Source organism: Streptomyces sp. NPDC001634, assembly GCF_040298185.1.
Classification (GTDB): Bacteria; Actinomycetota; Actinomycetes; order Streptomycetales; family Streptomycetaceae; genus Streptomyces.
This window is the reverse complement of record NZ_JBEOZU010000030.1, coordinates 69728-84224: the sequence shown is the minus strand read 5'-3', so window position 1 is coordinate 84224 and position 14497 is coordinate 69728. Positions and strand designations below refer to the sequence as shown.

Here is a 14497-nt window from a genome sequence, read left to right as displayed (position 1 = left end):
GAGGGGAGAGGAGGGGCCGCCGGGCTCGTGTCCGGCGGCCCCTCCTCATGCGGCCGACATGATCAGAGCGGCTCCGGCAGGGGCGGCTGGGGCAGGGGCGACTGAGGCAGGGGCGACCTGACCCCCTCCGCGTGGACGCGGTCGATGAGCGCCGCGTACGAGGCGATCATGCGGGTACGGCTGAAGCGCTCGCGGCTGCGGGCGAGAACGGGCGCCAGGTCGGCGCGGGCGGCGACCGCGTCGCTCCAGGCCATCGCGATCGCGTCGGGGTCCGGCGGGGTGACGAAACCATGCCCGGACACGATCGCCGCGCTGTCGCCCACGTCGGTTGCGACGGGTACGGCCCCGCACATCATGCCCTCGATCAGGCACAGCGGCGCCGCCTCGCCCCAGGCCGAGGTCAGCGCGACCACGTCGGCGCCCGCGTAGACATTCTCCATGTCGCGCCGCACCCCGAGCAGGTGGAGCCGCTCCGTGAGCCGCATGTCGTCCCCGAACGCGGCCTCGATGTCGGCGCCCAGCCCCGGCTGGCCCTCGGTCATGCCCGCGCCGCACATCAGCACGTGCCCGGCGGGCTCGCGCCGCAGCCAGGCCCGTGCGGAACGCAGGAAGAGCGGGATGTTCTTCATCGCGTCGTACCGGGCCGCGAAGACGACCACCGGCGCAGGCTCCGGGATGTCGAGCGCCGTCCGCAGCCTCAGCCTCCGGGCGGGGTCGGGCCGGAAGCGCTCAAGATCCACGCCGTTCGGGATGACGTGCAGCAGATCGGCCGGAATCCCCACGGCCTCGTAGGCCGCCCGGGTCGACTCGGCGCAGCAGACGCACGCCACCACCGTGCCGTCGGCGATGGCGGCCTTCAGCTCGTCGAGCGCCCGGCCCTGGTTCTCCGGGTCCGAGCGGTGCAGGCTGACCACGACCGGCCGGCGCGGCAGGCCCTTCTGGTTGAGCAGGCCGAGCGGCTGCTCCTTCAGCGAAAGGATGACCTCCGCACCGGCCATCGCCCTGGCCGTCGTCGCCAGCTCCGGCCCGGTGAAGACCGCAGGGTCGGCGGGCGCGCCCTCGGTCAGGCCGAAGGTACGGCCGAGCGACGTGACCTCCACACCGGCCGCGGTCAGCGACCGGTAGCAGGCATCGTCCTCCATCGTCTGCCGGGTGGCCTCACGGAGTACCTCTCCGTGAACGCTCAGCACCCGGTGGTACTGACCGCCTTCCTGCAGACCCAGGACGACGTCACTGTGGAGGATCCGGGCGCCACCGGAAAAGAAACCGTCGTAGACCGACAGCACGCGCAGCTCGTGCCTGACGCGCACACGACCACCAGCCTTGCTCAAATATCGAACCATCCCCGTGAACAGCGGGTTGTCGATATGAGGCGGCACAGACGTTTCAGACAGATGAACGGCGTGTCTCATGTCCGGGTCGGATGGGTTTACACCGTAATTTCACCGAGAGGTCGCGGACCCCAGGTACCGTGGGTCTGTTTCAGTCCTTCCTCAGCACGAGCTCCGTGTTGCGGTCGACCGCGCTCCGTGTTCATCTCGCGGGGTAGGGGGAGCTATCCCTCGGGGAGTGCGGCCCGGCCCGCCGCGGGACGCTGTCGCCACAGTTCGAGTCCTGTGTCGACGAGAGCGACCCGCCTCAGCCCGGGCACGGCGGTCAGGTCCTGCCAGGCCGCCAGGTCCGTGGAACCGCCGACCTCGTTGCGGAGTTCGCCGCCGACGATCCGCCCCTCGTAGACGAGCCGTATGCCGTGGCGGTCGACGGTGCGTCCGAAGCGGCGGCGGGAGCTGTGGCGGATCGAGTCCACGCCGAGCAGCCCGATGAGCTCGATGTGGTAGCCGGTCTCCTCCTCCACCTCCCGCCGGACGGTGTCGTAGGGGTCCTCGCCGTGTTCCATGCCGCCGCCGGGCAGCATCCACTCGGGTGTGCCGTCGGGGCTCGGCCCGCGGGCGAGCAGGAGTTGGCCGTCGCGAACGCAGATGGCGTAGGCCGCCACCCTCAGTTTTTTGCGCACGCGGGGACGTTAACCCGCCGGGTCCGGATTGGCAGGCGAGTATTCGGGCGCGGACCAGCGCAGCGGCACGGCGGCCTCCGTCTCCACGACCTCCCCCACCGTGAAGCGGACCCTCCGTTCCCCGTCGGCACCGAACTCCATCCGCGCCTCACCCGTGAGCTGCAGCACTGTCCCCGTCGTCCAGTCCAGGAACAGCAGCCCGGCGCGCGGGTCCGCCGCGAGGTTGCCGAGGGTCAGGAACATGGAGTTGCCCGGGTAGTCGCGCCAGCTCAGTTCGCGCGGTGAGGCGGCCCGTACGAAGCCGGGGTTGCCGCCCCGGTGGCTGACGTCGGCGCCGTCGGCGTGGACGGTGGCGAGGAAGAAGGTGTCGGCTCGGCTGACGAACTCCTGTTGTTCCACCGTCAGTTCGTCACCGCGCTGCGGTTTCCCCGGCGCCCGGTCCGCCACCGTCTCGTACGACTTCCTCTTCTGCAGGTACTTCGGGCAGTTGGAGAACACCTGGTCCGCCTCGATCGCCAGACCCCGCGGTGTCGGGCGGGCCCGGCCGTTGAGGCGCATACGGCGGCGGGTGCGCGGGTCGAGGGCGATCGTGCCGACGGGGACGCCCTCCGCGGTCAGCGCCCGGGCCAGCGGATCGGCCGGCGCCACCCCGCCCGCCACCGAGATCCGGCGCGGGCTCGTGGCCCGTACGAAACCCGGCGCACCGGACACCGGCGACGCCCACACGCCGCCGCCCACCGGATCGGCGGCCCCGAGCACCAGCAGCGGCTGGAGTTCCAGGAAGGCCGCGGCCACCGGTTTCAGGGTGTCACCGACGGCCCGGCCCACATGGTCCGCCTGGCCGCGGACCCCGACCCGGTCCTGAACGGTGCGCGAGCCCGCGTGGTAGACGCTCATGGCTAGAAGAAACCGCAGGTCGGAGCGGTCGCGTTCGGTACCGCTGCGCCTTCGGCGCCGCTGGGCGCGCTGATCTCCAGCCGCGTGCCGTCCGGGTCGTGGAAGAAGATGCCGCCGGACGCCGCACCCTCCCGGTGGGCGACGACACCCTCGTACGCGAACTCGACGCCGTAACCACGCAGGGCGGTCTCGTACTCCCTGACCTGCTCGATCGTTTCCACCTCCAGCGCCAGGTGGTGCAGACCGGCGCGTCCGCTGTCGTACGCCCCCTGTGCCTGCTGCCAGAGCGTGAGCAGCAGGCGCTGCCCCTCGCCCAGGAACGCGTACCTCCGGCCATCCTCCTTGCCCTCCGCAAGCAGCGAGAAGCCGAGGACGTCCCGGTAGAAGGCGAGCGAGCGGTCGAGGTCGGTGACGTTCAGGCCCACGTGGCCCGTGCGCAGTGACATGGCGGTCCCCTCGGATCATGGCAGCCCAGGGAAGCGGGCTAACCCCTAAAATGCAGATTAGAGGTTAGAATCGAGGAACGTCAACCACTCACGTACCCTTGAGCGGTTAGCGCAGATCAGCAGCAGATCAGCAGTCGAGGAGCCCCGATGTCCGCCGCCCGTGATCCACGCCCGCTCACCGGGGAGCCGGTCGCGCTCGATCTGCTCAACACCCGGTGGATGTACGAGGGCGCCCAGCAGGACCTGCTCACGGACACGGACGGGCTCGCGGTGTGGCTGGCCGCCAACGGCCTCGAAGGGTTCACCGCCGATGAGGCGACCCTGCGGCACACACTGCGGGCGCGCGACGCCCTGAAGGCCGCGGTGGACGGCTCCCTGACGGAAGGGGCGGCGGCCGTCGACACCGTGCTCGAGCACGGGCGGATCCGGCCCACCCTGGATACCCAAGGCCCGGGCGAACGCGCCGAGTTCGCCGATCCGGCCTGGGGCCCCGCCTGGCTCGCCGCCCGCAACTACCTGGAGCTGATGGCCACCGCCCCGGACCGTATCCGCGGCTGCGCCCACGACTCCTGCATCCTGCACTTCTTCGACACATCACGGAACGGCACCCGCCGCTGGTGCTCCATGGCGGCATGCGGCAACCGCGCGAAGGCGTCCCGTCACTACGCGCGCACACGCGAGGGCTGAGGGCCCGGCCTCGCATGTGCACGAGCGCGGGCCGGGGCCCTGGATCCACACGCGCACGCGCGAGGACCGGGGAACCTGACCGCACGGGCAAGGACCAGGGAACCTGACCGCACGCGCGAGGACCGGGGAACCTGACCGCACGCGCTCGCGCGAAGACCGAGATCCCTCAGCACACGCACACGCGTAAAGACCGAGACCCCGAACTCCACGCGCCCGCACGAAGGTTGAGACCCGAACTACGCGCGTAGGAGGACAGCGGGATCACAGGAATGTCCCGGCCTGCGCCGCTAAGTCCCCGATGGCGTATGGCGGGATTACGCCATGACTCCATCCCGTCTCGGTCAACTCTCCCCAAACATCTGTCCCTTGGGTAAAGCTGAGCGGTCGCCCGGACCCGAAATCCGGACGACAGCGGTCAGGACCGATCGACCTTCGGGTTCCGGCCGCACCACATTCGTTCCTTTACCTACAAGGGATGCCGATGACCACCGACCCTCACCGCGCCCCGACAACGGGCGCGAGACGCGTGGCGCGCACAGCCGTCGCCGCGGGTCTCGTGGCCGCGCTCTCCGCGGCCGGGCCGATACCCCTGGCCTTCTCCGCGAACCACCCCCCGGCCCAGGCCGACCCCGTCGTCAAGTCCGCGAGCGCCAAGCTTGGTTCGGACGACGCGAACCTTCTCGCCGAGGCCAAGGCCGACGGCGCGAAGAACGTCACGATGATGATCGCGACCGCTCCCGGCCAGACCGAGCAGGTCGCCAAGGAACTGAACGCGGTCAAGGGCGGCTCCGTGGGCCGCACTTACGACAAGCTCGGCTACGTCCGTGCCACCGTCCCGACCGGCAAGGCGGACTCGGCCATCGCCGCCGCCGAGAAGCTGTCCTCCGTGCACGCCATCGACCTGCGGCAGGAGATCCGGCTCGACGACCCGACGCCGAGCGCGGACACCGCCAAGGGGGCCGCGAGCAAGGGCACGGTCACCTACACCGGCCCGGACAAGAACACCCCCGCCGAGAACCCCTACAACCCGTCCTTCGAGACGGGCGCCGTCGACTTCGTCAAGGAGCACCCGAAGGCGGACGGCCGCGGCATCACCATCGGCATCCTCGACTCGGGCGTCGACCTCGGCCACCCGGCGCTGCAGAAGACCACCACCGGCGAGCGCAAGATCGTCGACTGGGTGACCTCGACCGACCCGATCGCGGACAGCGACGCCACCTGGCGTCCGATGGTCACGGCGGTCTCAGGGCCCACCTTCACGTACGGCGGCCAGACCTGGACGGCGCCGACGGGCTCGTACGAGATCAGCACCTTCAAGGAGTCCGCGACCACCGGCGGCGACGAGAAGGGCGACCTCAACCGCGACGGCGACACCACCGACAGCTGGGGCGTCCTGTACGACCCGGCGGCCGGCACGGTCACGCTCGACCTGAACAACAACCACGACTTCAGCGACGACACGCCGATGAAGCCGTACAAGGACGGCTACCAGATCGGCTACTTCGGCACCGACGACCCGAAGACCGACGTCGTCGAGCGCGTGCCGTTCGTGGTGCAGATCCGCAAGGACGTGCCGATGGACCCCTTCGGCGGGTCCTGGGTCGGCAAGAAGGCCGACTTCGTCAACATCGGCGTCATCGAGTCCGAGCACGGCACGCACGTCGCGGGCATCACCGCGGCCAACGGCCTGTTCGGCGGCAAGATGAACGGTGCGGCCCCGGGCGCGAAGATCGTCTCTTCCCGCGCCTGCACCTGGACCGGCGGCTGCACCAATGTCGCGCTCACCGAGGGCATGATCGACCTCGTCGTCAACCGCGGCGTCGACATCGTCAACATGTCCATCGGCGGCCTCCCGGCGCTCAACGACGGCAACAACGCGCGCTCCGAGCTGTACACGCGCCTCATCGACACGTACGGCGTGCAGCTCGTGATCTCGGCCGGTAACTCCGGACCGGGCGCCAACACGATCGGCGACCCGGGCCTGGCCGACAAGGTGATCTCGGTCGGCGCGGCCATCTCCAAGCAGACCTGGGCCGCCAACTACGGCTCTCAGGTGGAGAAGAAGTACCAGCTGCTGCCCTTCTCCTCCCGTGGCCCGCGTGAGGACGGCGGCTTCACGCCGACGCTCGTCGCGCCCGGTGCCGCGATCAACACCACCCAGACCTGGCTGCCGGGCTCCCCGGTCGCCGAGGCGGGCTACTCGCTGCCGGCCGGCTACTCGATGCTCCAGGGCACCTCGATGGCGTCCCCGCAGGCCGCGGGTGCCTCGGCGCTGCTGCTGTCGGCCGCGAAGCAGAAGGGCATCGCCCTGACGCCCGAGAAGCTGCGCACGGCGCTGACCTCGACCGCCGACCACATCAAGGGTGTTCAGGCCTACGAGGAGGGCGCGGGCCGCATCAACATCGTGGACGCGTGGGACGCGATCCGCGACGACGCCACGTCGCACGACTACACCGTCAAGGCCCCGGTCGACACCGCGCTCGACCAGTCGCTGAAGACCCCCGGCTTCGGCACGGGCCTGTACGACCGCGAGGGCGGGCTGAAGTCCGGCGAGAAGAAGACGTACGAGATCACGATCACGCGTACGTCCGGCCCGGACAAGGCGGTCTGGCACACGCTGCACTTCGAGAACAACGCGGGTGACACCTTCCGTCTCCTCGGCTCCCCCTTGGTGAAGCTGCCGCTGAACCAGCCGGTGACCGTCAAGGTCCAGGCCGCCCCGAGGTCCGCGGGCATCAAGAGCGCGATCCTGGAGGTCGACGACCCGTTCACCGAGGGCGTCGACAAGCAGATCCTGACCACGGTCGTGGTGTCGGCCCCGGTCAAGTACACCTACTCGGCGTCGAGTTCGGTGCAGCGCAACAGCTCGCAGTCGTACTTCCTGACCGTGCCCGAGGGCGCGAAGTCGCTTGAGGTCGCGATCGGCGGGCTGGCGGACAAGAGCCAGACCCGGTTCATCGCGATCCACCCGTACGGAACTCCGGTCGACAACACCGGCACCCCGTACTGCTACCCCAACTACCTCGACGGCAACGGCTGCAAGCCCGACGTGCGTTCGTACGCGGACCCGCAGGCCGGCGTCTGGGAGATCGAGGTCGAGTCGCGCCGCACCTCGCCGCTGCTCGACAACCCGTACAAGCTGGACGTCACCGTCCTCGGCGCGGCCTTCGACCCGGAGACCGTGTCCGTGCCCGAGGCCAAGGTCGGCACCCCGGCCACCGCCTCCTGGAAGGTGACCAACAAGTACGCGGCCCTGGACGGCAAGCTGATGGGCGGCCCGCTCGGCTCCTCGAAGACGGCCCGGCCGACCATCAAGGGCGGCGAGAAGCAGACCACCACGGTGGAGGTGCCCGCGGGCGCCACCTCGCTGGACGTCGCCATCGGCAACGTCTCCGACACGGCCGCCGACCTCGACCTGACCGTGTACGACGCGGCCGGCAAGCAGGTCGCGCAGTCCGCGGACGGCGACTCCGAGGAGTCGGTGCACATCGCCTCGCCCGCCGCCGGTACCTACACCATCGAGGTCGCGGGCTACTCGGTCCCGTCCGGCTCGACGGCGTACGACTACCGGGACGTGTTCTTCTCCCCCGCGCTCGGCCAGGTCACGGTCGACGGTTCGACGCCGGTGAAGCTCGGCACGGGTGACTCCGCGACGGTGTCCGGCACGGTCACCGCGGCCGCGCCGGCCCCTGAAGGCCGGGAGTTCTTCGGCCAGGTCCAGCTGGTCAACGCACGCGGCACGGCCGCGGGCACGGGCAGCGTGAAGATCGAGAAGGTCACGCCGTAACCGTTCGACACGGCGACAGGGGCGGGCGTCCATTCCGGGCGCCCGCCCTTCACCGTCGTACCGGTCACTTCGGCCCGTCGGAGGGACACGCGGTGTGCCGGGCGCCGGACGGATGACTCCGCGAGGTGTGCCCACAAGGTCACCGCGGCCGCGTCGGCCCCCGAAGGCCGGGAGCTCTTCGGCCAGGTCCAGCTGGTCAACGCACGCGGCACGGCCGCGGGTACGGGCAGCGTGAAGATCGAGAAGGTCACGCCGTAACCCCTCGGCACGGCGACAGGGGCGGGCGTCCATTCCGGGCGCCCGCCCTTCACCGTCGTACCGGTCACTTCGGCCCCTCAGAGGGACACGCGGTGTGCCGGGCGCCGGGCAGCGCCTTGGTGATCCAGGCGCGGTTCGCGGCGACCCGCTCGTCGCCCACGGCCCACAGGCTCGGCCCGTCCGTGCCCTGCGGGATGCTGATCAGCACATGCTGGCCCCGACGCGGCTGCGGCCTGGCCTCGCCGTCGAGGAGGAACGTGACGCGGGAGGGGCCGTGGTCGGGCTTGTAGGAGCGCGTGACGGTCAGCACGACCCGGGTCCTGGGATCGCTCAGCGGCCCCACCTCGGCCACCGTCCCCTCGACGACGAGGCGGGAGCATGCGAGCGCCGTCCCGGGATCGGACGGCGGCGACCCGTCGCCGGACGTCTTGCCGGGGGCCCGGGCGTCACCCTTCGACGCGGCGTCGGCGGCTCCGGAACTCTTCGACATGGCGCTGTCCGCTCCCCCGTTGTGCGCCACGAGCCAGCCCAGCCAGACGACCGTCGACAGGGCCGCCACCGCCGCGAGCGAGCCGACGGCGACACGCAGGGTACGGCCACGGCGCACGGGCCGCCGCGCCGGACGCGGGAGATGCGGTCGGTCCGGGGCGATGGCCGGCTCGGGAGTGTCCGGGACGGCGGCCGGTGACGACTCGGCCGACGGCCCCGCCAGTGCCTCCCCTATGATCCCCAGCTGCTCCCGCAGCAGCGCCACATCGGCCAGCGCCGCCCGGTGCGCGGCCATGAACCCTGCGTCGGCCCGCGCCGCGTCCGGCAGCGGCTCGCCGGTGATCGCGGCCGTCAGCGCGTCCGCGCCGTCGTACTCCGGGGCCACGTCACACCACCTCGTCCTCGTGCAGACGGTCGCGCAGCGCGCGGACCGCCGAGTGGAGCCTGCTCTTGACCGTGCCCTCGGGGATGCCGAGCTCCTCCGCGATCCCCCGCACCGGCAGATCGGCGTAGAAGCGCAGGACGAGGACCTGACGCTGGGCGTCGGGCAGATCGTCCAGGCCCTGGGCGACGGCCAGCGAGAGCACGCTGGAGTCCTCGCCGGAGGGATGCTCCAGCTGTCGCAGCGCGGCCAGCCGCTCCCCGATCCGCTCCTGACGGCGCTTGGCCCGGTGCCAGTCCATCGCCAGGTTGGAGGCGACGACCGCCGCCCACGCGGACACGTCGCGCGGCGCCTCGCGCCCGCTCGCGGACCGCTCCAGCAACCGCAGACGGACCTGCTGCACCCCGTCCGGCAGGTCCGCCTGCGGCACCCCGCCGAGCGCGAGCACCGCCCGCACCCGTCGTTCCTGGGCCGCGTCCAGGGGGTCGTCCACCGCGTGGTCCGCCCCCGGCCCGCGGCGGGCCTTTCTGCGCAGCACAGCCACCCCTCCCCTTCCGCGTTTCCTCTACGACGCCGCAGGCGCCCGAAACGTTCGGACGAGTTCTGCGGCCCGCGGCAGAGGCGTACGTCACACCGTCGTGTGCGCCGGGAGGCCGCGGGCAGGCGCGGGGCAGCACAGCTTGCGGTGCGGGGCGTCCGAAGGATGAATTTCTCCAGCTCAGCGGGGGTGGGCACCGGAGGTCTGCAACCGGCGTCCGGTCCGACTCGTCCCATTCCTCGGGCACACCGCGCAAAGAATTGGACACACGGGCCGGGGTCGGCCGCATGATGGAAAAGCCTCGGCCAGGCAACACGCACGTAAAGAGACGCAAGAGACGTAGAAGGAGTCGCCGTGAGGGTCGGAATCGTCGGAGCCACCGGTCAGGTCGGCACGGTCATGCGCAGGATCCTCGCGGAGCGCAATTTCCCCGTCACCGAGCTGCGTCTGTTCGCCTCGGCCCGCTCGGCGGGGACCGTCCTCGACGGCGTGACGGTGGAGGACGCGGCGACGGCCGACTACACCGGCCTGGACATCGTGCTGTTCTCCGCGGGCGGTGCGACCTCGAAGGCGCTGGCCGAGAAGGTCGCCTCGCAGGGCGCGGTCGTGATCGACAACTCCTCGGCCTGGCGCAAGGACCCCGACGTACCGCTCGTGGTCTCCGAGGTGAACCCGCATGCGATCGCCAACCGCCCCAAGGGCATCATCGCCAACCCGAACTGCACGACGATGGCCGCGATGCCGGTGCTGAAGCCGCTGCACGAGGAGGCGGGCCTCGAGGCGCTGGTCGTCGCCACCTACCAGGCGGTGTCCGGCTCGGGCCTCGCGGGCGTCGCGGAGCTGCACGGCCAGGCCCAGAAGGTGGTCGCGGACGCCGACAAGCTGACCCACGACGGCGAGGCGGTCGACTTCCCCGAGCCGGGGGTCTACAAGCGCCCGATCGCCTTCAACGTGCTCCCCTTCGCGGGCAACCTCGTCGACGACGGTCTGAACGAGACCGACGAGGAGCAGAAGCTCCGCAACGAGTCCCGCAAGATCCTGGAGATCCCCGGACTTAAGGTCTCCGGCACCTGCGTCCGTGTCCCGGTCTTCTCCGGCCACTCCCTCCAGGTCAACGCCCGCTTTACGCGTCCGCTGCCGGTGGAGCGCGCGACGGAGCTGCTGGCCGGGGCGCCGGGTGTCGTCCTCACCGACATCCCGACCCCGCTCCAGGCGGCCGGCAAGGACCCGTCGTACGTGGGCCGCATCCGCACGGACGAGACGGTGGAGAACGGCCTCGCCCTCTTCGTCTCCAACGACAACCTCCGCAAGGGCGCGGCCCTCAACGCGGTGCAGATCGCGGAGCTGGTGGCGGCGGAGCTGCAGGGCTAGTCCCTGCTGTCCCTGCGCACCTCGCCGTCCCTGCGCACCTCATAGGTGTCCCTGCGCACCTCATAGAGGAAACACCCGTACTCGACGGCCCGCACGTGGACGAGCGCCACGTCCGGGTCGTCGAACGCGTTCTGGAAGGCCGAGTCGAAGCCCTCGGGGTCCTCCACCAGCTCTCCCCCGAGGATGTGCCCCTCGGCCGAGTAGCGGCGGACGGTGCGGTGCGCCTCGGCGAACGGACGGCCGTCCCCGTCGGGTCCCCCGCACTCCCCGGCATGGATGAAGACCGGCCCCTGCTCGTCGTACGCACCCGGTTCGGCACCGGTCTCCGCCGCCCAGCGGCGCAAGGGGGCGTACGAGACGAGGGCGATCTGCTCGCCGGGCTCGCTGCGGCGCAGACAGCAGCGGAGGGGCGCGCCGCCCTCGTCGTCCGCGAAGGGGATCATCGGGCGGCCCGCGTCGTCCGTGGTGCGCAGTTCCTTCAGGACGGTCGGACCGATGGGTCGTGCCGGGTAGGTCGTCATGCCCCCAGGCTCGCTCGCGGCGCACGCGACCACCGGCGGGAAACGGACATCACGTTCCGGGCACCGGTCGCAGAGACACCGCCGGGTGCCGGTCAAGTGCACGCTGCCGCCCGTCCCGATCATCGCCCAATGCCCTGCCGACATGGAAGGATGACGCAACCCACACATAACGAGGAGATGACCGCGTGCCTGGCACAAACCTGACTCGCGAAGAGGCGCAGCAGCGGGCGAAGCTGCTCACCGTTGACTCGTACGAGATCGATCTCGACCTCTCCGGCGCGCAGGAGGGCGGCACCTACCGGTCCGTGACCACGGTGCGCTTCGACTCCGCCGAAACCGGCGCGGAGTCCTTCATCGACCTGGTGGCCCCGACCGTCCACGAGGTCACCCTCAACGGCGACCCGCTCGACCCCGCCGAGGTCTTCAAGGACTCGCGGATCGCCCTCCCCGGGCTCCTGGAGGGCCGGAACGTGCTCCGCGTGGTCGCCGACTGCGCGTACACCAACACCGGCGAGGGCCTGCACCGCTTCGTCGACCCGGTCGACCAGCAGGCGTACCTCTACACACAGTTCGAGGTGCCGGACGCCCGCCGCGTGTTCGCCTCCTTCGAGCAGCCGGACCTCAAGGCCACCTTCCAGTTCACCGTGAAGGCGCCCACCGGCTGGACCGTCGTGTCCAACTCGCCCACCCCGGAGCCCAAGGACGACGTCTGGATCTTCGAGGCGACGCCGCGGATCTCGACGTACATCACCGCGCTGATCGTGGGCCCGTACCACTCCGTCCACAGCGTCTACGAGAAGGACGGCCGGACCGTCCCGCTCGGCATCTACTGCCGGCCCTCCCTCGCCGAGTTCCTCGACTCGGACGCGATCTTCGAGGTGACCCGGCAGGGCTTCGACTGGTTCCAGGAGAAGTTCGACTACGCGTACCCGTTCAAGAAGTACGACCAGCTCTTCGTGCCGGAGTTCAACGCGGGCGCGATGGAGAACGCGGGCGCGGTCACCATCCGGGACCAGTACGTCTTCCGGTCGAAGGTGACGGACGCGGCGTACGAGGTGCGCGCCGAGACCATCCTGCACGAGCTGGCCCACATGTGGTTCGGCGACCTCGTGACCATGGAGTGGTGGAACGACCTGTGGCTGAACGAGTCGTTCGCCACCTACACCTCGATCGCCTGCCAGGCGTACCACCCTCAGTCCCGCTGGCCGCACTCCTGGACCACGTTCGCCAACTCCATGAAGACGTGGGCGTACCGCCAGGACCAGCTGCCTTCGACGCACCCGATCATGGCCGAGATCAACGACCTCGACGACGTCCTGGTCAACTTCGACGGCATCACGTACGCCAAGGGCGCCTCGGTCCTCAAGCAGCTCGTCGCCTATGTCGGCATGGACGAGTTCTTCGCCGGCGTGCAGGCGTACTTCAAGCGTCATGCGTACGGCAACACACGCCTGTCCGACCTGCTGGGCGCCCTGGAGGAGACCTCCGGCCGCGATCTGAAGACCTGGTCGAAGAAGTGGCTGGAGACGGCGGGCATCAACATCCTCCGCCCGGAGATCGAGACGGACGCGAACGGGGTCATCACCTCCTTCGCCATCCGCCAGGAGGCCCCGGCGCTCCCGGCGGGCGCCAAGGGCGAGCCCACCCTGCGGCCGCACCGCATCGCCGTCGGCCTCTACAACCTCGACGCCGACAGCGGCAAGCTGCTGCGCGACGAGGACGGCCGGATCGAGCTGGACGTCAACGGCGAGCTGACCGCCGTACCGCAGCTGGCCGGGCGGCGCCGCCCGGACGTGATCCTGCTCAACGACGACGACCTGTCGTACGCGAAGGTCCGCCTGGACGAGACGTCGCTCGCGTTCGTCACCGAGCACCTCGGCGACTTCGAGTCGTCGCTGCCGCGCGCCCTGTGCTGGGCCTCGGCCTGGGACATGACCCGGGACGCGGAGCTGGCGACCCGCGACTACCTCTCGCTCGCCCTGTCGGGCATCGGCAAGGAGTCCGACATCGGTGTCGTGCAGTCGCTGCACCGCCAGGTGAAGCTGGCCGTCGACCTGTATGCCGACCCGTCCGCGCGCGAGGCGCTGCTGACCCGGTGGACGGACGCGACCCTCGCCCATCTGCGCGCCGCCGAGCCGGGCAGCGACCACCAGCTGGCCTGGGCGCGTGCCTTCGCGGCGACCGCCCGTACGCCGGAGCAGCTGGACCTCCTGGAGGGCCTGCTGGACGGTTCGGGGACCATCGAGGGTCTGGTCGTCGACACCGAGCTGCGCTGGGCGTTCGTGGAGCGGCTCGCGGCGGTGGGCCGCTTCGACGAGACGGAGATCGCGGGCGAGCTGGAGCGCGACAAGACGGCGGCCGGTGAGCGGCACGCGGCCACCGCCCGGGCCGCCCGTCCCACCGAGGAGGCCAAGGCGGAGGCCTGGGCGTCGGTCGTCGAGTCCGACAAGCTGCCGAACGCCGTCCAGGAGGCGGTGATCGCGGGCTTCGTCCAGACCGACCAGCGCGAGCTGCTCGCCGCCTACGCGGACAAGTACTTCGAGGTGGTCAAGGACGTCTGGGACTCCCGTTCGCACGAGATGGCCCAGCAGATCGTGGTCGGGCTCTACCCGTCGATCCAGGTCTCCGAGGTGACACTGGCCGAGACGGACACGTGGCTGGCCGCCGCGGAGCCGCCCCCGGCACTGCGGCGCCTGGTCTCGGAGTCGCGCGCGGGCGTCGAGCGAGCACTGAAGGCACAGACGGCGGACGCTGCCACCGCCTAGCGGTATGTGTGTGAGGGCGCCCGGCGTTATGCCGGGCGCCCTCTGCGGTCTTCACGAGCCCGTCGGCTCAGCCCGGGAACATCCCGCCCGTGACGTTCACGAACGTACCGGTGATGCCGACGGCGCGGTCGGAGGCGAGGAAACGCGGCCGCGGCGGTGATCTCGGCCGGCGTGGGGTTGCGGCGCTCATGCGCTCCCCCAAGCTCTCGGCTTCGCTCGAGCAGGAGGACCCCCACCGGACTGCCGTAACGCGGAACCGCACCCGTAGAAACACGTCGAGGGAGTCCCGGGGGGGGGGCGCGGCCGGGGGGCACCGCCCCCCCCCCGGGCGGGTAGCGCGCG

Annotated in this window: 12 protein-coding genes; 4 read left to right on the top strand and 8 right to left on the bottom strand. The window is 70.8% G+C overall.

Translation table 11 applies throughout. From position 1 onward, the window contains the following. Window positions 1-62: 62 nt before the first annotated feature. From ABT186_RS21610 to ABT186_RS21595, 4 genes are all read right to left on the bottom strand, one after another. The gene (locus ABT186_RS21610; protein ID WP_351230707.1) at window positions 63-1286 is read right to left on the bottom strand and encodes a glycosyltransferase; all 1224 of its coding nucleotides are present in this window, start codon (window positions 1284-1286) and stop codon (window positions 63-65) included. A gap of 269 nt (window positions 1287-1555) precedes the next feature. Next, window positions 1556-2014, bottom strand: a complete 459-nt coding sequence (locus ABT186_RS21605) for an NUDIX hydrolase (RefSeq protein ID WP_351230681.1) — start codon at window positions 2012-2014, stop codon at window positions 1556-1558. 9 nt (window positions 2015-2023) lie between these two features. Continuing rightward, window positions 2024-2911 (bottom strand): pyridoxamine 5'-phosphate oxidase family protein, encoded by an 888-nt coding sequence (locus ABT186_RS21600; RefSeq protein ID WP_351926303.1) that lies wholly within the window; start codon window positions 2909-2911, stop codon window positions 2024-2026. 2 nt (window positions 2912-2913) lie between these two features. Further along, window positions 2914-3357, bottom strand: a complete 444-nt coding sequence (locus ABT186_RS21595) for a VOC family protein (protein ID WP_351230677.1) — start codon at window positions 3355-3357, stop codon at window positions 2914-2916. 147 nt (window positions 3358-3504) lie between these two features. Here ABT186_RS21595 and ABT186_RS21590 point away from each other — a divergent pair, with 147 nt between their 5' ends. Together ABT186_RS21590 and ABT186_RS21585 are read left to right on the top strand one after the other, a co-directional pair. Then, on the top strand, window positions 3505-4044 hold the full coding sequence (locus tag ABT186_RS21590; protein WP_351926301.1) for a CGNR zinc finger domain-containing protein: 540 nt from the start codon (window positions 3505-3507) through the stop codon (window positions 4042-4044). Window positions 4045-4525: 481 nt separating this feature from the next. Then, complete coding sequence (locus ABT186_RS21585; protein ID WP_351926299.1) at window positions 4526-7831, top strand: S8 family serine peptidase; 3306 nt, start codon at window positions 4526-4528, stop codon at window positions 7829-7831. Window positions 7832-8153: 322 nt separating this feature from the next. On the opposite strand, the gene ABT186_RS21580 is transcribed toward ABT186_RS21585, so the two are convergent. Beyond that, entirely contained in the window at window positions 8154-8963 is an 810-nt protein-coding gene (locus ABT186_RS21580; protein ID WP_351926297.1) for a hypothetical protein, read from the bottom strand. Between the two features lies 1 nt (window position 8964). After that, window positions 8965-9504, bottom strand: a complete 540-nt coding sequence (locus ABT186_RS21575) for an RNA polymerase sigma factor (protein WP_351926295.1) — start codon at window positions 9502-9504, stop codon at window positions 8965-8967. 348 nt (window positions 9505-9852) lie between these two features. Here ABT186_RS21575 and ABT186_RS21570 point away from each other — a divergent pair, with 348 nt between their 5' ends. Beyond that, on the top strand, window positions 9853-10869 hold the full coding sequence (locus ABT186_RS21570) for an aspartate-semialdehyde dehydrogenase (RefSeq protein WP_351230667.1): 1017 nt from the start codon (window positions 9853-9855) through the stop codon (window positions 10867-10869). On the opposite strand, the gene ABT186_RS21565 is transcribed toward ABT186_RS21570, so the two are convergent. Further along, the gene (locus ABT186_RS21565; protein ID WP_351926293.1) at window positions 10866-11390 is read right to left on the bottom strand and encodes a DUF1203 domain-containing protein; all 525 of its coding nucleotides are present in this window, start codon (window positions 11388-11390) and stop codon (window positions 10866-10868) included. The genes ABT186_RS21570 and ABT186_RS21565 overlap by 4 nt on opposite strands. A gap of 185 nt (window positions 11391-11575) precedes the next feature. Here ABT186_RS21565 and pepN point away from each other — a divergent pair, with 185 nt between their 5' ends. Next, the gene (pepN, locus tag ABT186_RS21560) at window positions 11576-14155 is read left to right on the top strand and encodes an aminopeptidase N (protein WP_351926291.1); all 2580 of its coding nucleotides are present in this window, start codon (window positions 11576-11578) and stop codon (window positions 14153-14155) included. Between the two features lie 67 nt (window positions 14156-14222). On the opposite strand, the gene ABT186_RS21555 is transcribed toward pepN, so the two are convergent. Further along, window positions 14223-14345, bottom strand: coding sequence for a hypothetical protein (locus tag ABT186_RS21555; protein ID WP_351230661.1), 123 nt, complete (start codon window positions 14343-14345; stop codon window positions 14223-14225). Between the last annotated feature and the right edge of the window lie 152 nt (window positions 14346-14497).